Source organism: Rathayibacter sp. VKM Ac-2835, from assembly GCF_013266705.1.
Lineage (GTDB): Bacteria > Actinomycetota > Actinomycetes > Actinomycetales > Microbacteriaceae > Rathayibacter.
Genome location: NZ_JABSNQ010000002.1, coordinates 122,642 through 144,010, shown reverse-complemented (window position 1 = coordinate 144,010; position 21,369 = coordinate 122,642). Strand labels below are relative to the sequence as shown.

Genomic DNA, 21,369 nt, shown 5'->3' with positions numbered 1-21,369 from the left:
CCCGACCCGACCCCGGAGCGCCATGACCCCCCTCGCCCCCACTGCCCCCGCCGGCGGCACCGCCCCCGCACCCGCCCGCCCGAGCGAAGCCCCCACCGCGGGAGCGGCCGCATGAGGGTCACCGACACCAGCGACCTGTGGTGGCGCGCCGCCGTCTATTACAACCTCGACGTCAAGACCTTCATGGACTGGGACGACGACGGCGTCGGCGACCTCGAGGGCCTCGCGCACCGGATCGACTACCTCGCCGAGCTCGGCGTCGGCTGCCTCTGGCTCGCGCCGTTCTACTCCTCGCCCGGCAAGGACAACGGCTACGACATCAGCGACTTCTACGGCGTCGACGAGCGCTACGGCCACCACGGCGACGTCGTCGAGGTGATCCGCACCGCGCACGACCGCGGGATGCGCGTGATCGTCGACCTGGTCGTCAACCACACCAGCGACCAGCACCCGTGGTTCCAGGCGGCGCGCTCCTCGCCCGACAGCCCCTACCGCGACTACTACGTCTGGCGCGACGAGCCGCCGGCCGACCAGCCGGCGAACGTCTTCCCGGACGTCGAGGACGGCGTCTGGTTCTTCGACGAGGAGGCCGGGCAGTACTACCTGCACAACTTCTACCGGCACCAGCCCGACCTCAACACCGACAACCCCGCGGTGCGCGACGAGATCGCGAAGCTCGTCGGCTTCTGGCTGCAGCTCGGGGTCGACGGCTTCCGCGTCGACGCGGTGCCCTACCCGATCGAGCCGGGCGCCCGCGACGAGCACGAGTGGCTGCGCCTGCTGCGCCGCTTCATCAGCCGCCGCTCGGGCGAGGCGATGCTCCTCGGCGAGGTGAACACCACCCGCGACGAGCAGCTCGCCTTCTTCGGCGGCGAGGACGCCGACGAGCTGTCGATGCAGTTCGACTTCATCGGCAACCAGCGCCTCTACCTCGCACTCGCCAGGGAGGACGCGACGCCGCTCGTCGAGGCGATCGCGAGCCGCCCGCCGATCTCCGTCGGCAGCCAGTGGGCGAACTTCGTCCGCAATCACGACGAGCTGACCCTGTCCCAGCTCACCGACGACGAGCGCGACGAGGTCTTCGCCGCGTTCGCGCCGGAGGAGTCGCAGCGGATCCACGGCCGCGGCATCGTCCGCCGCCTCCCGCCGATGCTCGACGGCGACCCGCGCCGCATCAGGATGGTCTACAGCCTGCTGTTCTCGCTGCCGGGCGCGCCCGTCCTCTACTACGGCGAGGAGATCGGGATGGGCGAGAACGCCGACATCCCAGGCCGCAGCGGCGTCCGCACGCCGATGCAGTGGACCTCCGCCGAGAACGGCGGCTTCTCGCGCGCCGAGCCCGGCGACCTCATCGCGGCCCCGCCCGGCGGCGGCTTCGGCCCGGAGCACGTCAACGCCGCCGCCCAGCTCCGCGACCCCGGCTCGCTGCTCGCGCACATCAAGGGTCTCGCCTGGCTCTACCGCCGCTCGCCCGAGATCGGCTGGGGCGAGTACACCCACCTCCCGGCCGACCAGTCCTGCGTCTTCGCGCACCGGATGTCCGCGTCGACCGGCACGACCGTCGCGGTGCACAGCTTCGCCTCGAGCCCGCGCACGGTGACGATCACGCTCCCCGACTCGGAGCCGGGCTCGCGCCTGGTCGACTCCCTCGGCGGCGAGTCGCAGCCGATCGGCGACGACGGCACGGTCACGGTCGGCGTCGACGGCTACGGCGCCCGATGGTTCCGCGTGGTCACGGAGGGGTCGCGCCGCCTGGTCTGATCCGGGAGCGCGGCTGGTCCGATCCGGGAGCGCCGACAGGTCCTATCCGGGAGCAGCGGCGGGAGAGGTCAAGCCCCTTCTGAGCGTCGGAGGGCCCTGCCTACCGTCGAAGCGCGGGCGACGAGGTCCGCACCGACTGCTCCCGGAAAGGTACGACCGCATGTTCTTCCACCGTCAAGAGCTCCAGTTCAAGTCCTCCCCCTCCAAGCCCGACGCCGTCTTCGCCCGCCGGTTCCAGGAGGTGCTCGGCGGCCAGTACGGCGAGATCACCGTCGCCATGCAGTACGGCTTCCAGGCCTGGAACGCCCACGAGCCGGGCAAGTACCGCGACCTGCTCTACGGCATCGGCGCAGAGGAGTTCGGCCACGTCGAGATGATCGCGATCATGATCGCCCAGCTGCTCGAGAAGGCCCCCGTCGAGCAGTCCGAGGACGCGATCAAGAAGGACCCGGTCCTCGGCGCGGTCATCGGCGGCACCGACATCCAGGCCGCGATCGTCGCCGGCGCGGGCGTGCGCCCCGTCGACAGCAACGGCAACCCCTGGCAGGGCTCGTACATCACGGCGAGCGGCAACCTGCTGGCCGACTTCACCGCCAACGCGAACGCCGAGATGCAGGGCCGCCTGCAGGTGGCGCGGCTGTACCACATGACCGACGACCACGGCGTGCGGGACCTGCTCTCGTTCCTCCTGGCCCGCGACACGATGCACCAGAACCAGTGGATCGCCGCCGCCGCCGAGCTGCGCGCGGAGGGTGCGGAGGACCTGCCGGTGCCGTCGAACTTCCCGCTCTCGAAGGAGGAGCGCTCGGTGTCCTACGAGTACATCAACTTCTCGGACGGCGCCGCCGCCGCCGAGGGCAGCTGGGCGTCCGGACCCACGCCCGACGGCAAGGGCGAGTTCAGCTACCGCACGGCGAGCCCGGACGACGGCGTGCCGATGCCGCCGCCCACCCAGCCGGACGAGCGCTTCTACGGCACCTCGCCGAAGCCGAACATCGTCGAGAAGGCGGTCGGCGCCGTCAAGGACGCGGTGACCGGCAAGTAGCGCGCGCGGCCGCCGGCGCCGGGAGGCGAAACGATTCGCGTCGTTTGGCCTCCCGGCGCTGTCGCAATGACCGGGGATGCACCTAGGCTGGCTGCGAATCGTTTCGCCTCACGACCCCGAGGAGTGGCATGGACGCCGCCGACACCGCCGCCAGCATCACCGCTGCCCCGCCGGCGCACCGCATCCTCGCGAGCGGCCGCCGCATCCCCGCGATCGGCGCCGGCACCTTCGGCTCCGACCGCTACGACGCCGAGACGGTCGGTCTCGCCGTCGAGCACTCGCTCCGCGCCGGCTTCCGCCTGCTCGACTGCGCCACCGTGTACGGCAACGAGCCGCGCGTCGGCCGGGCGATCGCCGACTCCGGAGTGCCCAGCGACGATCTCTTCGTGATGTCGAAGATCTGGAACGACGCGCACGAGCCCGAGGCCGCCGTCGCCTCGGTCGAGCGCTCGCTCGAGGACCTCGGCCTGGACGTGCTCGACGCCGTCTTCGTGCACTGGCCCTTCCCCAACCACCACCCGCCGCACGCGGAGACCGACGCCCGCGACCCGGAGGCGCGCCCCTACGAGCACGCCGCGTTCCTGCGCACCTGGGCGGCGCTCGAGTCGCTCGTCGACCGCGGTCTGGTCCGGCATCTCGGCACCTCCAACGTCACGATCGCCAAGCTCGAGCGGATCCTCGCCGACGTGCGCATCGCGCCCGCGCTCAACGAGATGGAGCTGCACCCCTGCTTCCAGCAGCCGGAGCTGTTCCGCTACTGCCTCGACCACGGGGTCCAGCCGATCGGGTACTCGCCGCTCGGCTCGCCGTCCCGCCCCGAGCGCGACCGCGTCGACGGCGATCTGGTCGACATCGAGCACCCCGCCGTCCAAGCGATCGCCCGCGAGCGCGGCGTGCACCCGGTCGTCGTCTGCCTCGCCTGGGCCGTCAACCGCGGCCAGATCCCGATCCCGTTCGCGGTGAAGCCCGGGCAGATCGAGGCCAACCTGGCCGCCGCCTCCCTCGCCCTCACCGCCGCCGAGCAGGAGTCGCTGCGCGGTGCCGAGCGCAACAACCGGCTGATCAAGGGGCAGGTCTTCCTCTGGCCGGGCAGCACCGACTGGCTCGACCTGTGGGACGCCGACGGGACGATCCCCGGCTGGGACGGCTACGGCTCCCCCGCCCTCTGAGATGGCGACCTACAAGGACCTGCAGCGGCTCACCGGCCTGTCGCTCTCCACGATCTCGAAGCACTACAACGGCCTGCCGGTGCGCCCCGAGAACGCCGTCGCGATCGAGGCGGCGGCCGCGCGGCTCGACTTCCGCGTCAACGGCTTCGCCCGCGGGCTGCGCTCGCGGCGATCCCGCACCGTGGGCGTGCTGCTGCCGGCGCTGGACAACGAGTTCCACCTCTCGATCATCGCCGGGCTCGAGCGGGCCCTGCGGAGCGACGGCATCGGCGTGCTGATCGGCGTCAGCCTGCCCGAGCCGGGCGCCGCCGTCGGGCTGCTGCTGGAGAAGATGGTCGACGGGATCGTCGCCGTCCCGACCGCGGGCGACGTCGCGGCCCTGCGCAGCGCCTCCGAGCAGGGCACCCCCGTCGTCACGGTGGACTGGGTCGACGACGCACTCGCGACCGACCGCGTGGTGCTCGACAACCGCGCGGCCGGCGCCTCCGCCGCCCGGCACCTCGCCGACCACGGCCACCGCTCGATCGCGGTGCTCGGCGGCGATCCGGACGTCTCGACCACCCGCGAGCGCACCGCCGGCGTCCTCGAGGAGCTCGCCTCGCGCGGACTCGAGGCCCCGCACGTCGAGCTCGGCCCGCTCACGCTGGACAGCGGCGTCGCGGCGATGGAGCGGATCCTCGCCCGCCGCGACCGGCCGACCGCGGTCTTCGCCAGCAACCGCGAGCTGACGATCGGCGCGCTGACCGCGCTCGGCGACTCCGGTCTCCGCCTCCCCGCCGATCTCTCGATCGTCGGCTTCGACACGGTCGAGCTCGCACGGGTGGTGCGGCCGCCGCTGACCATCGTCGTCCAGCCGACCGACGCGATCGCCGCCGAGGCCGCCGCACTCGTCCGCGCTCGGCTCGACGGCGGCGCCGAGCCCTTCGAGACGCGCACCCTTCCCAGCCGGCTGGTCGCCGGCGCCTCCGTCGCCCACCTCCACCCGAGCACCTAGGAGCACCATGCTGACCACGACCCTCCTGCACCCCGAGATCCTGCACGCGCTCGCCCGCGCCGGGCACGGCTCCCGCATCCTGATCGCCGACGGCAACTACCCCGTCGGCACCACGCTGGGTCGCAACTCCGCGCTCGTGCACCTCAACCTGCGGCCGGACACGCTCACCGTCGACGAGATCCTCGAGGCCCTGCTCACCGCGATCGTCGTCGAGGAGGCGACCGTGATGACCCCCGCGCCCGGCCTCGACGTGCCCGCGCAGGACGCCTTCCGCGCCACCCTCGACGGCGTCCCCTTCACCTCGGTCGAGCGCCACGCCTTCTACGCCGAGGCCCGCACCGACGACGTCGCCCTCACCATCGCCAGCGGCGACCGCCGCATCTACGCGAACCTCATCCTGACGATCGGCGTCCGCCCCGGCGACGCCTGACCGCCGGCTGCTCCCCGCACCCCCACCCACTCTCCAAGAGTTGCGGTAGTCGCCGCCGACTACCGCAACTTCTGAGGAGTGGATCCGTCCCGCCCACGAGCGGGCCTCTCCACCCTCCAGAAGTCGTCGTAGTCGGCACGCCAGTACGACAACTCCTGGACAGCGGACGAGCACCCCTCCACTCACCAAAAGTCGTCGCACCCGGCACACGAGTACGACAACTCCTGGACAGCGGCCAGCCTGAGAGGGCGCGAGGCGTTCTCCGAGCGGGCGTCCGTACTCTGAGCACCGTGGATCTGGACACCCTCCTCAACATCGGCCTCGTCGTGCTGTTCGTGCTCATCGGCGGGGTGTTCGCCGGCACCGAGATGGCGATCGTCAGCCTGCGCGAGAGCCAGGTGCGCGCGATCGAGGCGGGCAGCGAGCGGGGCCGGCGCATCGCCGAGCTGGTGCGGAACCCGAACACCTTCCTCTCGGCCGTGCAGATCGGCGTGACGCTCGCCGGCTTCTTCTCCTCCGCGTACGGCGCCTCGACGATCGCGCCGGACCTCGTGCCGCCGCTCGAGTCGCTCGGGCTGTCGAACGGCGCCGCGTCGACGGTCGCGCTGATCCTGATGACCCTCGTCATCGCCTACCTCTCGCTCGTCCTCGGCGAGCTCGTGCCCAAGCGCCTCGCGATGCAGAAGTCGGTCGCGTTCACCAAGGTGCTCGCCCCGCCGCTGAACACGCTCGCCCGCCTGATGCGACCGATCATCTGGCTGCTGTCGGTCTCCACCGACGCCGTCGTCCGACTGCTGGGCGCGGATCCGCGCGAGAAGGGCGAGAGCGTCTCGGCGGACGAGGTGCGCGACATGATCTCGAGCAACACCGAGATCGCCGAGGACAGCCGCCAGCTGCTCGCCGACGTCTTCCGTGCCGACGACCGGCGCGTCGCCGAGGTGATGCGCCCGCGCCCGGACGTCGACTTCCTCCGCGGCGATCTCCCCGTCGCCGAGGGCTACGCGGAGGTGCTCGGCCGGCCGCACTCGCGCTACCCGGTGGTCGGCGAGAACCGCGACGACGTCCTGGGCTTCGTGCACGTGCGCGACCTGATGGCCGCCTTCCCGGAGGCGGGCCGCGACGGCACCGCGAGCCGCGTCGCCGACATCACCCGCCCGATCCTGGCGGTCCCCGGCACGACCAAGGTGCTCGCGGCTCTGCGCACGATGCGGCAGGACGGCCACCAGATCGCGGTCGTCATCGACGAGTACGGCGGGACCGACGGCATCATCACCCTCGAGGACCTGCTCGAGGAGCTCGTCGGCGAGATCTACGACGAGTACGACGGCGCGCGCCAGGACGTCGACGCGAAGGCGGCCGAGCAGCTGCAGGACCTCGACGGCGGCATGATCCTGGAGGATCTGGAGGAGCTGCTCGGCATCGAGCTGCCCGAGGGACCGTACGAGACGATCGGCGGCTACGTGCTCGACCGCATCGGCCGCGTCGCCGTGGTGGGCGACACCCTCGTCGTCGGCGACCACGTGCTCCGCGTCGCCGAGACCGACCGCTACCGGATCTCGCGCGTCACGCTGACGCCGCAGCCCGCGTCGGAGCCGTCCGCGGCGGTCGACGCCGACTGACGGTCGGCGCGGCGGCCCGAGTGCGTCGGGGCGGCCGCGTCAGAGCAGGAGCGTCAGCGCACCCGCGTCACGGAAGCCGTGTCTCGACCCAGCGCGGCGCCGGCAGCCCGGTCGCTCCGGGCCGCGCGAGCCACAGTCCACCCGCGAGCGGGTACCGCGCCCGCTCGTCCGCCGACAGGTCGCGCGAGGCGGACGACACCACGGCGATGTCGAGAGCCTCGCCCGCGAACGCGATGCTGGAGGCGTGCGGCGCGTCGATCGCGATCCCCTCGCCCTCGAGGCGCCGGCCCTCGGAGTCGTAGACGCGCACGCCGCTCCCGCCCCAGACCGAGCACCACAGCCGGCCCTCGGAGTCGACGGTCATGCCGTCGAGGAAGACGCCCTCCTCCGGCTCGAGGAAGGTCTCGCGCGGACCGTTCACCCCGTCCAGGTACGGCCGCCGGTAGATCACGCCCGACTCCGTGTCGACCGAGTACATCACCGCGCCGTCGGGCGACCAGGCGAGGCCGTTCGACAGCCGCAGGTCGTGGTCGAGCACGGTGACCGCTCCGTCGTGCTCGAGCCGCAGCAGCACGTCGTCGCCGACCGACTCGCCCAGCGTCAGCGAGCCGACGACCAGCCGGCCCTGCGGGTCGATGGAGCCGTCGTTGAAGCGGTGCCCCTCGGGCAGCAGCGCGGAGCCGCGGGTCAGCGAGCCGTCGACCTCGAGGATCGCGAGGCGGCGGGTGAGCGCGACGAGCACCCGGCCGTCGCCGAGCGGCAGCGCGCAGCCGACCTGCTCCCCGACGTCCGAGCGCGTGATCGCGCCGATCCCGTCGGCGGTCAGCGGCGCGGACAGCACGGCCCCCGCCTCGATGTCCACCCAGGTGAGCCGGCCGGTCTCCCCGTCCCAGACGGGCCCCTCGCTCAAAACGTAGGCGGGCGTTCCAGCGGGCGTCGCATCGATCATCCCCCCACGCTACCCACCCCGCCCTCCCCCGTCCGCGAGATGCCACTTGTGCACGCGACACGCCGAGGAAGGCGTGCACAAGTGGCATCTCGCGGAGGGGAGCAGACGCGCCCGTCGCCGGATACACCCGGCAGCAGCACCGTGGCAAGGGGTGCATAGCCCGGCGATGCTCGGGTCTATCGTCGTCTCGCCGCGTCCGGGACCGCGCGCATCAGCAGCGCAGCCGGGGCGACAGGAAGGCGCGAGCCATGTCGACCGACACCGAAGAGCGCGGCCCCACCCGGAGCCTCGTCCCCGCCCGCATCGACCGGCTCCCGTGGACGCGGTTCCACTGGTCGATCGTCGTCGGCCTCGGCTTCTCCTGGGTGCTCGACGGCCTCGAGATCCAGATCGTCGCGAGCGCCGGCTTCGCCAAGGAGTTCGACCTCTCGGCCGCGCAGGTCGGCGTGCTCGGCACGGTGTACCTGGTCGGCCAGATCGTCGGCGCGCTGATCTTCGGGCGGCTGAGCGACCGGCTCGGGAGGCGCAAGCTCTTCATCCTGACGCTGGTGATCTACCTGGTCGCGAGCGGCCTGGCCGGCCTCGCGCCGAACTACCTCTTCCTCGCCGTCTTCCGCTTCTTCGCCGGGATGGGCATCGGCGGCGAGTACGCGGCGATCAACTCCGCGATCGACGAGCTGATCCCCTCGAAGTACCGCGGCCGCGTCGACATCGCGATCAACGGGACCTACTGGGGCGGCGCGGCGCTCGGCTCCGCGGCGAACCTCTTCTTCCTCAACGACGAGCTCTTCGCCGAGAACGTCGGCTGGCGCCTCGGCTTCTTCCTCGGGCCGATCCTCGGGCTCGCGATCATCTACCTCCGGCGGCACATCCCCGAGAGCCCGCGCTGGCTGATGACCCACGGCCGCGAGGAGGAGGCGGAGCGGACGGTCGACGAGATCGAGCGCCGCGTCGAGGCGGAGGGCGGCACCCTCGAGCCGGTCGACGACTCGCAGGCGATCACCGTGAAGGCGACCGAGAGCATCCCGTTCCGCACCATCGCGCGGGTTCTGATCAAGCAGTACCCGAAGCGGACGCTGGTCGGCGCGACCATGATGATCACCCAGTCGTTCCTCTACAACGCGATCTTCTTCACCTACGCGCTGGTGCTGGAGAACTTCTACGGGGTGGAGCAGAGCGCCGTCTCGTACTTCTTCTTCCCGTTCGCGATCGGCAACCTCGTCGGTCCGCTGGTGCTCGGCCACCTCTTCGACGTCTGGGGCCGGCGGAAGATGATCTTCCTCACCTACGGCGTCTCCGGGGCAGTCCTGGCGCTCTCGGCGCTGCTGTTCAGCATGGACGTGCTGACCGCGACGACCCAGACGATCCTCTGGTGCGTCTCGTTCTTCTTCGCCTCCGCCGGCGCCTCGAGCGCCTACCTGACGGTCAGCGAGATCTTCCCCCTGGAGCTGCGCAGCCAGGCGATCTCGTACTTCTTCACCCTCGGCCAGATCGCCGGCGCCGTCGCGCCCACCCTCTACGGCGTGCTGATCGGCGACGGCAGCGACCGCGGCCCGCTCACCGTCGGCTACTTCGTCGGCGCGGCGGTGATGATCGTCGGCGGCCTCGTCGCCCTGATCTTCGGCGTCGACGCCGAGCGCCGCAGCCTCGAGAGCATCACCGAGCCCCTCTCCACGGTCCGCGACTGACCCCCCTCCTCCCGCCGCGAGATGCCACTTGTGCACGCTTTTCACGGCGTGTCGCGTACACAAGTGGCATCTCGCGGCGGGGGGGGGGGGGGGGGGGGGGGGGGGGGGGGGGGGGGGGGCGAGGCGCGTACGGTGAGAGGACACCCCGGACGCTTCGGCTAACGGGCGCGAGGCCCCTTCTCCGTAAGGGGCCTCAGCTCTTTCCGCCCCATGCAGCGGGGCGGCGGAGGACGCCGCGGTCGTCGTGGAGCACATCCGGGAACTGGCTCCGCTCGAGCGCACCACGGCGGATCTTGCGGATGTGCGCGGGAGCCGCCGCGAGGAGCGAGGCCGAGGGTCTGTCCGTGGGCGAGATCAGGCCGATCTCCCTGCCTGCCTCGTCGCGCACCATCCGGAAGGCCTCGGTGAAGTCCGAGTCGTTGGAGAGCAGGAAGAACGTCCCCACCTCGCCCCGGAAGGCGTCGACGAGCATGTGGGCGGCCAGGTTGACGTCGGACCCCTTCTCCTCCGTCGTGCGCACCCCGCCCGTCACGAGCCGGCCGCCATCGTCGAGCCGCGCAGGATGGACCGGCATGATCCGACGATCGATCCGGAACATCCCCTCGTGGACGGTGATCCGCGGAGAGGTTCGCAGCGCGCGCACATACGCCTGCTGTCGGGCCGGCGCCTGCGGGTCGGTCCCGAGCGTCGCCCGGATCATTGCTGTGAAGTACCGGACCCGGACCACGTCGAAGGTCGGCAGAAGGAGATCGCACAGGCGTGCGAGATCGAGCCACTTCAGCGTCGGCTCCGACTCGAGGACCCTCCGGTAGAGGTTGAACCCGTCGACGTAGACGGAGGCCGTCGGTCGCGCATCGTCCGTCGCGACGCCGGGTGAACGGAGGACGATCATCGCGGGAGGCTACCGACCCCTCCATGCTCCCCGTCGACTAGCAGTCGCCGAACGTCGGGTGCGCTCAGGCCCGGTCCCTCCCGCGAGATGCCACTTGTGCATGCTTCTCACGGCGTGTCGCGTGCACAAGTGGCATCTCGCGGCGGCGGGGGGCGGGCGCGGGGTCAGCCGACGTGGACGCCCGGGCGGCGCTCGCGGCGGGGCTCGGCGCGGCGCAGGACCTCGCGGGTGACGGGGGCGACCTCGCCGGTGCCGGTGATCAGGAAGCGGAACATGTTGGAGAGCGGGCCGCCCTCGGTCCACTCGAAGTAGACGTCCGGGACGACGCCGGTCAGGGCGCGGATCTCGAGCAGCACAGTGGCGATGGTGTTCGGGATGTTGCCGCTGGTGACCGTGAGCACGCGGAAGCCGTGGCAGACGCGCCCCTGCACGATCAGATCCTCCTCGAAGTCGGACGAGTCCGTGGTGTGCACCTCGAGGAAGAGGACCGGGCCGCGCATCGGCAGGTTGCTGTCGCGCTGCTCCTCGGCCAGCTTGTCGCGGTACTCGCGCTCGGAGCCGTCGTCGGGCTCGTTCGCGAGCACGCGGATCACGCCGTAGTCGTCGGCGTCCGTGCTGAGGAAGTCGAGCGCCTGCGCGTCGAAGGTCACCGAGGTCGCCCGGAGCTGGAACGAGCGCTGCACCCGCGAGATCAGCGACACCACGAGGATGCCGAGGATGAACAGGCTCGCGATCCGCACGCCGTCCGGCCGCTCGACCACGTTCACGACCGTCGTGTAGACGAAGACGAGCGCGATCACCGCGAAGCCGACCGCGCGCTTGCGCTGCTTCTTGCGCTTCGCCGAGAGGAACACCGCGACGGAGGCGGAGGTGATCAGCACCAGCACCCCGGTCGCGTAGGCGCCGCCCTGGGCGTCGACATCGGCGCGGAACAGGATCGTGATCAGGAACGCGACGGCCGTGAAGACCAGCACCAGCGGGCGCACCGCCGCGGCCCACTGCGGCGCCATCCCGTAGCGCGGGAGGTAGCGCGGCACGATGTTGAGCAGCCCGGCCATCGCCGAGGCGCCGGCGAACCAGAGGATGCAGATCGTGCTGATGTCGTAGGCGGTCCCGAAGGCGTCGCCGAGGTACTCGTGCGCGAGGAAGGCGAGGGCGCGGCCGTTGGCCTGCCCGCCCGGCTGGAACTCGGCCTGCGGGATCAGCAGGGTGGTCACGAAGCTCGAGGTGATCAGGAACGCCGACATCGTCACGGCCGCGGTGATCAGCAGCCGCTTCGCCCCGCGGATCCGCCCGAGCGGGGCCGCGTCGGTGTCGCTCGCGTCGCCGCGGATCTGCGGCATCACGGCCACGCCGGTCTCGAAGCCCGACAGCCCGAGCGCCAGCTTGGGGAAGACGATCAGCGCGATGCCGACCATGACCAGCGGATTCCCGTGCTGCGTCGTCAGCGCCGACCACCAGTTCCCGATCACGACCGGGTTCTCGGCGACGTGCGCGATCGCGACGACGATGACGACCGCGTTGAGCACGAGGAACACCGCGACCAGCACGACCGCGATCGAGATCGCCTCCTTGAAGCCGCGCAGGAAGACGATCCCGAGCAGCGCGACCAGTCCCAGCGTCAGCGGCACCTCCGCGCCGTGGAACCAGGCCGGCGCGAACGGGTTCTCGACCGCGTGCGCGGTGGCGTCGGCCGCCGACAGGGTGATCGTGATCATGAAGTCGGTCGCCGCGAAGCCGAGCAGCACCAGCACGAAGAGCTTGCCGCCCCACCAGGGCAGCAGCCGCTCCAGCATCGCGATCGAGCCCTCGCCGCGGAAGCTCTCGCGGGCCACGCGGCGGTAGACGGGCAGCGCGCCGAACAGCGTCAGCAGCACCAGCACGATGGTCGCCAGCGGCGAGACCAGGCCGGCGGCGAGCGCCGCGATCGCCGGCTGGTAGCCGAGCGTGGAGAAGTAGTCGACGCCGGTCAGGCACATCACGCGCCACCAGGAGTGCGTCTTCTCGGTGGTGGAGTGCGGCCCGGGGTGCGCGCCGGAGTCGCTGCGCAGTCCCTCGAGCAGCCACGCCTTCACCCCGCTGCGGGGCGCTCGGCGGAGGGGCGAGGGTTCGAGGGCGTCGGCGTCACCGCGGACGAGAGAGGAGGTCACTGGACGTGTCTACTCGGCGCAGGCGGCCCCGGAGCCGAGAACGCCCGGATCCATACGGTTCCCTAACGGGCAGTTCCGGGAGCGGCGCCGCGCGGAGGGTGTTCGCGACGGTGAACGGTGCACGAGAAAGGCTGGACGGCCGGATCACCCCGGGAAAGGAGCGATCGCGGCCATCCAGCCTTTGTCGTGCATGGGGCGGAGGCTTACTCCTCGACGACGATCGTGGTGATGACCGGGTTGCGGCGGTGACGGCGGGTCAGCCAGCGGCCGAGGGTGCGGGTGATCAGCTTCTCGATCGCATCGCGGTCGGTCGGCTGGCCGGCGGCCTGCAGCACCGCGTCGTCGATCGCCTTGCTGGCGTTGTCCTTCCAGCTCGGCTCCTCGACGAAGCCGCGGGTGAAGAACTCGACCGGCTCGCCGAGCGTGCCGCGGTCGAGGTCGACGATGGCGAGCACCGTGATGGCGCCCTCCTCGGCGAGGACGCGGCGGTCGACCATCGCGTCCTCGGTCGCGACGCCGATCGTGGTGCCGTCGACGAAGACGAGGTCGGCGGGGATGCGGCCGCTCATCCGCGCGCGCCCCTTGACGAGGTCGATCGAGACGCCGTCCTCGATGACGAAGACGTTCTTCTCGTCGATGCCGGTCCGGGTCGCGATCGCGGCGTTCGCCGTGAGGTGGCGCCACTCGCCGTGCACGGGCAGGACCGCGGTCGGACGGAGGATGTTGTAGCAGTAGGCGAGCTCGCCCGCGCTGGCGTGACCCGAGACGTGCACCTTGGCGTTGCCCTTGTGCACGACGGTGGCGCCCCAGCGGGTGAAGGCGTTGATGATCCGGTAGATCGCGTTCTCGTTGCCGGGGATCAGCGAGCTGGCGAGCAGCACGGTGTCGCCGGGGCCGATGTCGATGATGTGGTCCTTGTTGGCCATCCGCGAGAGCGCCGCCATCGGCTCGCCCTGCGAACCGGTGCAGATCATCACGATCTCGGTCGCGGGCAGCTTCTCGAGCACCTTCATGTCGACGACGAGGCCGGCCGGGATCTTGAGGTAGCCGAGCTCGGCGGCGATGCCCATGTTGCGGACCATCGAGCGGCCGACGAACGCGACCTTGCGGCCGTGCTTCTGCGCCGCGTCGAGCACCTGCTGGATGCGGTGCACGTGGCTGGCGAAGCTCGAGACGACGATGCGGCGCGGGGCGGTGCGGAAGACCTGGTCGATCGCGGGGGCGAGGTCGCCCTCCGAGATCGCGAAGCCGGGGACGTCGGCGTTGGTGGAGTCGACCAGGAAGAGGTCGACGCCCTCGTCGCCGAGGCGCGCGAAGCCGGGGAGGTCGGTGGTGCGGCCGTCGAGCGGGAACTGGTCCATCTTGAAATCGCCGGTGTGCAGCACGAGGCCGGCCTCGGTGCGGATGGCGACCGCGAGGCCGTCGGGGATGGAGTGGTTGACCGCGAGGAATTCGAGGTCGAAGACGCCGGCGTCGATCCGGTCGCCCTCCTTCACCGGGCGGGTGCGCGGGGTGATGCGGTGCTCGGTGAGCTTCGCGGTGATCAGCGCGAGGGTGAAGGTCGACGCGATGATCGGGATGTCGCCGCGCTCCTTGAGGAGGTACGGCACGCCGCCGATGTGGTCCTCGTGGCCGTGGGTGAGCACGATCGCCTCGATGTCCTTCAGGCGCGAGCGGATCGCGGCGAAATCGGGCAGGATCACGTCGATGCCGGGCTGGTTCTCCTCGGGGAAGAGCACGCCGCAGTCGACGATGAGCAGCTTGCCCTTGTGCTCGAAGACGGTCATGTTGCGACCGATCTCGCCCAGGCCGCCGAGCGGCGTGATGCGCATGCCGCCCTTCTCCAGCGGCTTCGGGGCGGGGAGCTCGAGGTGGTGGCGAACGGGCTTGGCGGTTCTGGCGTTTCGCATGGGTGCTTTCCGGTGGGGGACGTGGCGTCGTGCTGGTGCGCGCGGCCCCCGCTTCGTGCGGAGCGCCTCGGCGCAGGTGGTCTGTGTGGTCGCAGGCGCCGGGTGGGTCCGGTGCTCTGCACGGCCTCGTCCGCGGCCACCCGGGTCGTGCTCCGCGCCGCATCGTGCGGCACCGGGAGCGGTGCGGGTGGGGGCGCGGGTCGCGGTGAGGAGGTGGATCCGGAAGTGATCGGATCGCTGCAGAGACCGCGGCGGCCGCGTCCAGCATGACAGCATCCGCCGCGAGTTGCCCGCACAGCGCCGGATTCGACGCGCCTCGGCACGACGAAGCCCCCTCGCCGTCGCCGGTCGAGGGGGCTCAGCGCCTTCCGCGAGATGCCACTTGTGAGCGCGACACGCCGAGGAAAGCGTGCACAAGTGGCATCTCGGGGGAGCGTCAGCGCAGGGAGTCGAGGACGGCCTCCAGCTCGTCGACGGCGAAGTCGATCTCGGCGGCGGTGACGACGATCGGCGGGGCGAGGCGGATCGTCGAGCCGTGGGTGTCCTTGGCCAGGACGCCGCGGGCCATCAGGGCCTCGCAGACGGCGCGGCCCGAGGCGAGAGCGGGGTCGATGTCGATGCCGGCCCAGAGTCCGGCGCCGCGGACGGCGACCACGCCGCGCCCGATGAGCGCGGTGAGGCGGGCGTGCAGCTGCGCGCCGCGCTCGCGGGCCAGCGCCTGGTACTCGCCGGTCGCGAGCAGCTCGACGACCGCGAGGCCGACGGCGGCGGCGAGCGGGTTGCCGCCGAAGGTCGAGCCGTGCTGGCCGGGCTGGAGCACGCCGAGCACGTCGGCGTTCGCGACGACCGCCGACACCGGCACGATGCCGCCGCCGAGCGCCTTGCCCAGCAGGTAGACGTCCGGGACGACGTCGACGAGGTCGCAGGCGAAGGTCGCACCGGTGCGGCCGAGGCCGGACTGGATCTCGTCGGCGATGAAGAGGACGTTGTGCCGGGCGGTGATCTCGCGGACGGCGGGGAGGTAGTCGGCCGGCGGGACGACGATGCCCGCCTCGCCCTGGATCGGCTCGATCAGCACGGCGACGGTGTCCTCGTCGATCGCGGCCTCGAGGGCCGCCGCGTCGCCGAACGGCACCGTGCGGAAGCCGGGCGTGAACGGCGCGAAGCCGTCGCGCGCCTCCGCGTCGTCGCTGAAGGAGATGATCGTGGTGGTGCGGCCGTGGAAGTTGCCGGCCGCGACGATGATGTTCGCGCGGCCCGGCGCGACGCCCTTCACCCGGTAGCCCCAGGCGCGGGCGACCTTGATGCCGGACTCGACCGCCTCGGCGCCCGTATTCATCGGCAGGACCATGTCCTTGCCGGCGAGGGCGGCGAGCGCCGTCACGAACGGGCCGAGCTTGTCGTTGTGGAACGCGCGGCTGGTGAGGGTCACCCGCGAGAGCTGGGCGCGCGCGGCGTCCAGCAGCACCGGGTGCGAGTGGCCGAAGTTGACGGCGGAGTAGGCGGCGAGGCAGTCGAGGTAGCGGCGCCCCTCGACATCGGTGATCCACGCGCCCTCGCCGGTCGCGGCGACGACGGGCAGCGGGTGGTAGTTGTGCGCGGCGTGCGCCTCCTCCGCGGCGATCAGCTCGGCGGAACGGTCGGTCTCGGTGATGCTCATGTCGTGCCTCCTGAGGACGATCGACTCCTCAAGAGTTGTCGTACTCGAGTGCCGAGTACGACGACTTCTGGAGAGTGGGTGAGGGAGAAGGGGGGGGCGGCTCAGCGCCGCAGCTCGAGGGTGCAGCACTTCACGCCGCCGCCGCCGAGCAGCAGCTCGGACAGGTCGACGCCGATCGGGTTGTAGCCGCGCTCGCGCAGCTGGCGCTCGAAGCCGGCCGCGCGCGAGGCGATGACGACGTTCAGGCCGTCGGAGAAGGAGTTGAGGCCGAGGACGGACGCGTCCTCCTCCGAGACCAGGATCGCGTCGGGGTAGAGCTCGCGCAGGACGCGGTTGCCCTCCTCGCTGAACGCGCTCGGCAGGTAGGCGATGTTCGTGTCGTCGAGCACGGCGATCGCGGTGTCGAGGTGGTAGAACGACGGGTTCACCAGCTCGAGGGTGACGACCTCGCGGCCGAAGATCCGGGCGACCTCGGCGTGCGAGTCGGAGGCGGAGCGGAAGCCGGTGCCGGCGAGGATCCGCTCGCCGACGAGGAGGAAGTCGCCCTCGCCCTCGTTGACCTCCTCGGGCACGCGCACGTCGAAGCCGGCGCCGCGGAACCAGTCCATGTAGGCGGGGCCCTCGGGCTGGCGCTCGGGGTAGGTGAAGGAGGCGCCGTAGGCGATGCCGTCGATCACGAAGCCGCCGTTCGCGGCGTAGACCATGTCGGGCAGGCCGGCCTCGGGCTCGATCAGCTGCACGTCGAAGCCGAGCTCGACGTAGGTGTCGTACAGCGTCTGCCACTGGTGCACGGCGAGCGCGGTGTCGGTGGGGACCTGCGGGTCCATCCACGGGTTGATGCGGTACACGACGGTGAAGTGCTCGGGGCGGCACATCAGGATCGTCTTGGAGACGGCGGTCCGGGTCGGGGCGGTGGCGAGCACGGCGGTGTCGGTCATTCGAGTCCTCCTGCGAAAGGATGCGGATGAGCGGACCGGGTCCAGTGGCTCCGTCCCCCGCACGGCGGGGTGGAGCACGCTCGCAGCCAGTCTCGCACGCGCAGATCCTGCGATTTCCGCCAGGAGACGCACGGAATCGCTCACTTTCGACGTCCTGCGCGCAGGATCGCAGCGGGGAGGCGCTCCGGGTCGCGGAGGGGCGGATCGACGATCCGTGGCACGGGCGCCGCGGCCGGGGTAGAACGGGAGTCCCGACGAGAGGCGGCTCCGTGATCGATCGCAACGGCCTGGCGACGTTCCTCCGACTCCGCCGCGAGGCGCTGCAGCCCGAGGACGTCGGGCTCACCCGCGGCCCGCGCCGCCGCACCGCAGGGCTGCGGCGCGAGGAGGCGGCCGCGCTCTGCCACATGTCGACCGACTACTACGCCCGGCTCGAGCGCGGCACCGGGCCGCAGCCGTCGGAGCAGATGATCGCGTCGATCGCGCAGGGGCTGCACCTCTCGCTCGGCGAGCGCGACCACGTCTTCCGCCTCGCCGGTCACCGCCCGCCCGCCCGGGGCAGCGCGGGCGAGCACATCGAGCCCGGCCTGCTGCGGATCCTCGACCGGTTGCGCGACACCCCCGCCGAGATCGTCACCGAGCTGGGCGAGACGCTCCGGCAGACCCCGCTCGGCGCGGCACTGCTGGGCGACGCCTCGCTCCGCACCGGCGCCGAGCGCAGCCTCGGCTACCGCTGGTTCACCGAGTCCGCGGCGCGGGAGGCGTATCCGGAGGAGGAGCGGGCGCAGCTCTCGCGGGTCTACGTGGCGGGGCTGCGCGAGCTCGCGACCCTGCGCGGCCCCGGCTCGCGGGCGGCGGAGCTCGCCGCTCTCGTGGCGGGCCGGAGCGAGGAGTTCCGGGCGCTCTGGGCCGAGCACCAGGTCGGTCTCCGGCCGCCGGCGATCAAGCGCTTCCGGCATGCGACGGTCGGGCTGCTCGAGCTGGAGTGCCAGACGCTGCTCGATCCGGAGCAGTCGCACCGGCTCCTCGTCTACACGGCGGTGCCGGGGAGCGAGAGCGCGGGGAAGCTGGAGCTGCTCGCGGTGGTGGGCGCTCCGGTCTGAGCGGCGGGCGGCGGGCCGGTGGCGGCGGGTGTGGGACCGCAGCCGTGCGTCGCAGCGGTGGACCCCGCATCGGTGGATCGGCGGGCCCTGCCTCCGCTCGCCGGATCGGCCGAGCATGGGACGCACACCGACCAGCGACCGCCCACCGGCACCGAGGAGTCCCCATGACCCGCAGCATCCCGATCCCCGACCTGTCCGGTCGGCTCGCCGTCGTCACCGGCGCGAGCGACGGCATCGGCCGCGTGATCGCCACCCGGCTCGCCGCGGCCGGCGCCGAGCTGGTCCTGCCCGTGCGCTCGGCGGCGAAGGGCGAGGCGGCCGCGGCGGGGATCCGGCGCTCGACGCCCGGCGCCGTCGTGAGCACGCGCCCGCTCGACCTCTCCTCCCTCCGCTCGGTGTCCGCGCTCGCCGAGGGCCTGCTGGCCGGCGGCCGCCCGATCGACCTGCTCGTGAACAACGCCGGCGTGATGCAGCCGCCGCAGCGGCAGGTGACGGAGGACGGCGTCGAGCTGCAGTTCGGCACGAACCACCTCGGCCACTTCGCACTGACGCTCGGCCTGCTGCCGCTGCTCGCGAACGCCCGCGTCGTGCACCAGACGAGCATCGCCGCGCGCAGCGGAGCGATCGCCTGGGACGACCTCGACGGCGCCCGCGAGTACGACGCGATGCGCTCCTACGTGCAGTCGAAGATCGCGGTCGGCCTCTTCGCCCGCGAGCTGGAGGCCCGGAGCGCCGCGGCCGGATGGGGAGTGACGAGCACCCTCGCGCACCCCGGCGTCTCGCCGACGAACTTGCTGGCGGCGCAGCCCGGCCTCGGCCGCACGGAGCAGGTGCGGGGCCGCGGCCTGATCGTGCTGCTCGCGCGGCTGGGCATCGCCGGCACCGTCGAGAGCGCCGCGCAGCCCGCCCTCCTGGCGGCCACCGCTCCTGACGGCGGCGGGTTCTACGGCCCGACCCGGCTGATCGGCGGGCCGGCGGCGCGCCGCACCCCCTGGGCACCGCTGCGCAGCGCCGACGACGCCCGCCGCCTCTGGGACGTCTCGGAGCAGCTGACGGGCGTGCGCTCCCCGGCGTGAGGGCGCGTGGATCTCGATACGCCCGCTGCGCGGGCTGCTCGATCAGCATGGCGCGCCGCCGCGGCCGCGGCCGCCATGGGGCCGCCGATCCGCGCCGGGCCCCCGGATGGGGGTCTGCAGGGGCGGGTCCGCGAGAGTTCTCGAGGCACCCTGGCAGCTAGCATTCAGGCACCGTGTCCGCCCGCGGTCCGCCGCGGATCCTCTCGAAAGATCTGCCGTGACTCCTCGCCGCCGTCGGCCGCTCGCTCCTCTCACCGCACTCGGCGTCTCCGCCGTGCTGCTCACCGGCCTCGCCGCCGGTCCGGCGCAGGCGCAGGAGGACGCCCCAGTCGGCGCCGCGACGCCGACCGCGAGCACCGACGCGTTCGACCGCGCGCTGTCGAACGCGAAGACGCAGCGCGACGCCGTCGCCGCCGACCCGGCCGCCGAGATCGTCCTCTCCGGCACCATCTCGCTGAAGGACACCGACGAGGCGCACCCCGCCCCGACCGGAGCCGCCTACCGCCTCCGCGTCGAGAACGGCGCGGGCACCGAGATCCGCACGATCGCCACCGAGGCCGCCTTCTCGCTCACCCTCCCGGGCGGCGAGGCCTACTACCTCCTCGCCTCGGTCGACGGCGACCCCAGCTGGTACCCGACCTGGTTCGGCGACACCCCGATCGACGTCGAGGCGGACGGCATCGGCGAGTCCCGGACCGACGTCGCGATCAGCCTCCCCCGCGCGACCGCCGCCTCCGGCACCGTCACCGCCGCCGCGGTCTCCGGCGTCTCGACCACCTCGTTCGTCGTGCAGCCCTACTGGTACGAGCGCGCGTCCAAGGCCTACTACCCGTTCGCCGAGGTCCGCACCTCCGGTCTCCCGGGCGCGGCCGACGCGTGGACCACCGCCCAGGAGGCGCTCCCCGCCGGCGAGTGGGTCTTCCGCCTCGCCGAGCCCGGCTACCCGTCCTACGACGACCAGTACTTCTCGAACCTTCCCCGCCTGAACGGCGCGGCGATCGTCCCCGTCCCCGCCGCCGGCCGCACCGGCGTCGACTTCACCCCGACCGCGTACGTGTCCGAGGTCGGGCGCCTGCAGGGCGACGATCGCATCGCGACCGCCATCGCGGTGACCAGGGCCTACTTCCCCGACGACCTCCCCGTCCTCTACGTCGCGAGCGGCGAGAAGTGGGCGGACGCCCTCAGCGCCGGCCCCGCGGCCGCGACGCAGGACGGCGCCCTCCTCCTGACCAACCGCGACGACGTCCCCGACATCCTCGCCGCCGAGATCACGCGCCTCTCGCCGAGGAGGATCGTCGTCGTCGGCGACGCGTTCTCGGTCTCCGACGCCGTCTACGACCGGCTCGCCACCTTCGCCCCGGCCATCACCCGCATCGCCGGCTCGGACCGCTACGACACCTCGCGGAAGATCGTCGAGAACGCCTTCCCCACGCCCGGCTTCGGCACCGTGTTCCTCGCCACCGGCGGCAACTTCCCCGACGCCCTGTCGGTCGCGCCGATCGCCGGCCGCACCGACCAGCCGGTGCTCCTCGTCGACGGAGCGCAGCCCGCTCTCGGTGAGCGGACCCGGGCCGCGATCGACCGCCTCGACGCCGGCCGCGGCCAGCTCATCGGCGGCACGAACACGATCTCGAGCGGCATCGAGTCCGAGCTCCGGGCCTCGGGCCTCACCGGCACTGTGAACCGCATCGCGGGCACCGACCGGCACGACACCAGCCGCCTGCTCAACGCGGCCTACCCGCCCTCGCCGCTCGTCGACACCGCCTTCCTCGCATCGGCGACCGGCTTCGCCGACGCCCTCGCGGCCGGCCCGGCCGCCGCCTCGATCGGCGCCCCGCTCTACCTGAGCGAGCCGAACTGCGTCCCCGCCCTGACCCGCCGGGCGATGCAGGGCCAGGACCTCGACCGGATCTTCCTGCTCGGCAGCGTGCGCACGCTCTCCGCCGACGTGGCCTCGCTCCGCGGCTGCTGACGCCGGGCCCGGG

At 72.2% G+C, this 21,369-nt stretch carries 16 protein-coding genes; 10 read left to right on the top strand and 6 right to left on the bottom strand.

The window, feature by feature from the left end; genetic code table 11:
• Nucleotides 1-111: 111 nt before the first annotated feature.
• The 6 genes from HRK28_RS08595 to HRK28_RS08570 all read left to right on the top strand — a co-directional run bounded on the left by HRK28_RS08595 (nt 112) and on the right by HRK28_RS08570 (nt 7,018).
• Nucleotides 112-1,761, top strand: coding sequence for an alpha-amylase family protein (locus HRK28_RS08595; RefSeq protein WP_173251112.1), 1,650 nt, complete (start codon nt 112-114; stop codon nt 1,759-1,761).
• A 160-nt stretch (nt 1,762-1,921) separates the two neighbouring features.
• A complete protein-coding gene (locus tag HRK28_RS08590) occupies nt 1,922-2,806 on the top strand; it encodes a manganese catalase family protein (RefSeq protein ID WP_173251111.1) in 885 nt (294 codons plus the stop codon).
• Between the two features lie 128 nt (nt 2,807-2,934).
• Complete coding sequence (locus HRK28_RS08585; RefSeq protein WP_173251110.1) at nt 2,935-3,975, top strand: aldo/keto reductase; 1,041 nt, start codon at nt 2,935-2,937, stop codon at nt 3,973-3,975.
• 1 nt (nt 3,976) lies between these two features.
• Nucleotides 3,977-4,969: a LacI family DNA-binding transcriptional regulator gene (locus HRK28_RS08580; RefSeq protein WP_160091067.1), complete on the top strand. Its 993-nt coding sequence runs from the start codon at nt 3,977-3,979 to the stop codon at nt 4,967-4,969.
• Nucleotides 4,970-4,976: 7 nt separating this feature from the next.
• Nucleotides 4,977-5,399, top strand: coding sequence for an RbsD/FucU family protein (locus HRK28_RS08575; RefSeq protein ID WP_160091068.1), 423 nt, complete (start codon nt 4,977-4,979; stop codon nt 5,397-5,399).
• Between the two features lie 290 nt (nt 5,400-5,689).
• Nucleotides 5,690-7,018 carry a hemolysin family protein gene (locus HRK28_RS08570; RefSeq protein ID WP_160091069.1) on the top strand — a complete coding sequence of 443 codons (1,329 nt, stop codon included), beginning with the start codon at nt 5,690-5,692 and terminating at the stop codon, nt 7,016-7,018.
• Between the two features lie 67 nt (nt 7,019-7,085).
• Here HRK28_RS08570 and HRK28_RS08565 read toward each other — a convergent pair whose 3' ends face one another.
• The gene (locus HRK28_RS08565; RefSeq protein WP_173251109.1) at nt 7,086-7,967 is read right to left on the bottom strand and encodes an SMP-30/gluconolactonase/LRE family protein; all 882 of its coding nucleotides are present in this window, start codon (nt 7,965-7,967) and stop codon (nt 7,086-7,088) included.
• 248 nt (nt 7,968-8,215) lie between these two features.
• Between HRK28_RS08565 and HRK28_RS08560 the strand changes: the two genes are divergently transcribed.
• Complete coding sequence (locus HRK28_RS08560) at nt 8,216-9,655, top strand: MFS transporter (RefSeq protein WP_160091071.1); 1,440 nt, start codon at nt 8,216-8,218, stop codon at nt 9,653-9,655.
• A 193-nt stretch (nt 9,656-9,848) separates the two neighbouring features.
• Here HRK28_RS08560 and HRK28_RS08555 read toward each other — a convergent pair whose 3' ends face one another.
• From HRK28_RS08555 to ddaH, 5 genes are all read right to left on the bottom strand, one after another.
• A complete protein-coding gene (locus HRK28_RS08555) occupies nt 9,849-10,547 on the bottom strand; it encodes an NYN domain-containing protein (RefSeq protein WP_173251108.1) in 699 nt (232 codons plus the stop codon).
• A 164-nt stretch (nt 10,548-10,711) separates the two neighbouring features.
• Complete coding sequence (locus HRK28_RS08550; RefSeq protein WP_347877758.1) at nt 10,712-12,622, bottom strand: amino acid permease; 1,911 nt, start codon at nt 12,620-12,622, stop codon at nt 10,712-10,714.
• 278 nt (nt 12,623-12,900) lie between these two features.
• The gene (locus HRK28_RS08545; protein WP_208543821.1) at nt 12,901-14,529 is read right to left on the bottom strand and encodes a ribonuclease J; all 1,629 of its coding nucleotides are present in this window, start codon (nt 14,527-14,529) and stop codon (nt 12,901-12,903) included.
• A 514-nt stretch (nt 14,530-15,043) separates the two neighbouring features.
• On the bottom strand, nt 15,044-16,267 hold the full coding sequence (gene rocD, locus HRK28_RS08540) for an ornithine--oxo-acid transaminase (protein WP_160091074.1): 1,224 nt from the start codon (nt 16,265-16,267) through the stop codon (nt 15,044-15,046).
• Nucleotides 16,268-16,368: 101 nt separating this feature from the next.
• Nucleotides 16,369-17,205, bottom strand: coding sequence for a dimethylargininase (gene ddaH, locus HRK28_RS08535; protein WP_173251106.1), 837 nt, complete (start codon nt 17,203-17,205; stop codon nt 16,369-16,371).
• Between the two features lie 269 nt (nt 17,206-17,474).
• Here ddaH and HRK28_RS08530 point away from each other — a divergent pair, with 269 nt between their 5' ends.
• From HRK28_RS08530 to HRK28_RS08520, 3 genes are all read left to right on the top strand, one after another.
• Entirely contained in the window at nt 17,475-18,308 is an 834-nt protein-coding gene (locus HRK28_RS08530) for a helix-turn-helix domain-containing protein (RefSeq protein ID WP_173251105.1), read from the top strand.
• A gap of 164 nt (nt 18,309-18,472) precedes the next feature.
• Complete coding sequence (locus HRK28_RS08525) at nt 18,473-19,384, top strand: SDR family oxidoreductase (protein ID WP_173251104.1); 912 nt, start codon at nt 18,473-18,475, stop codon at nt 19,382-19,384.
• A 217-nt stretch (nt 19,385-19,601) separates the two neighbouring features.
• Nucleotides 19,602-21,356, top strand: coding sequence for a cell wall-binding repeat-containing protein (locus HRK28_RS08520; RefSeq protein WP_173251103.1), 1,755 nt, complete (start codon nt 19,602-19,604; stop codon nt 21,354-21,356).
• Nucleotides 21,357-21,369: the final 13 nt, after the last annotated feature.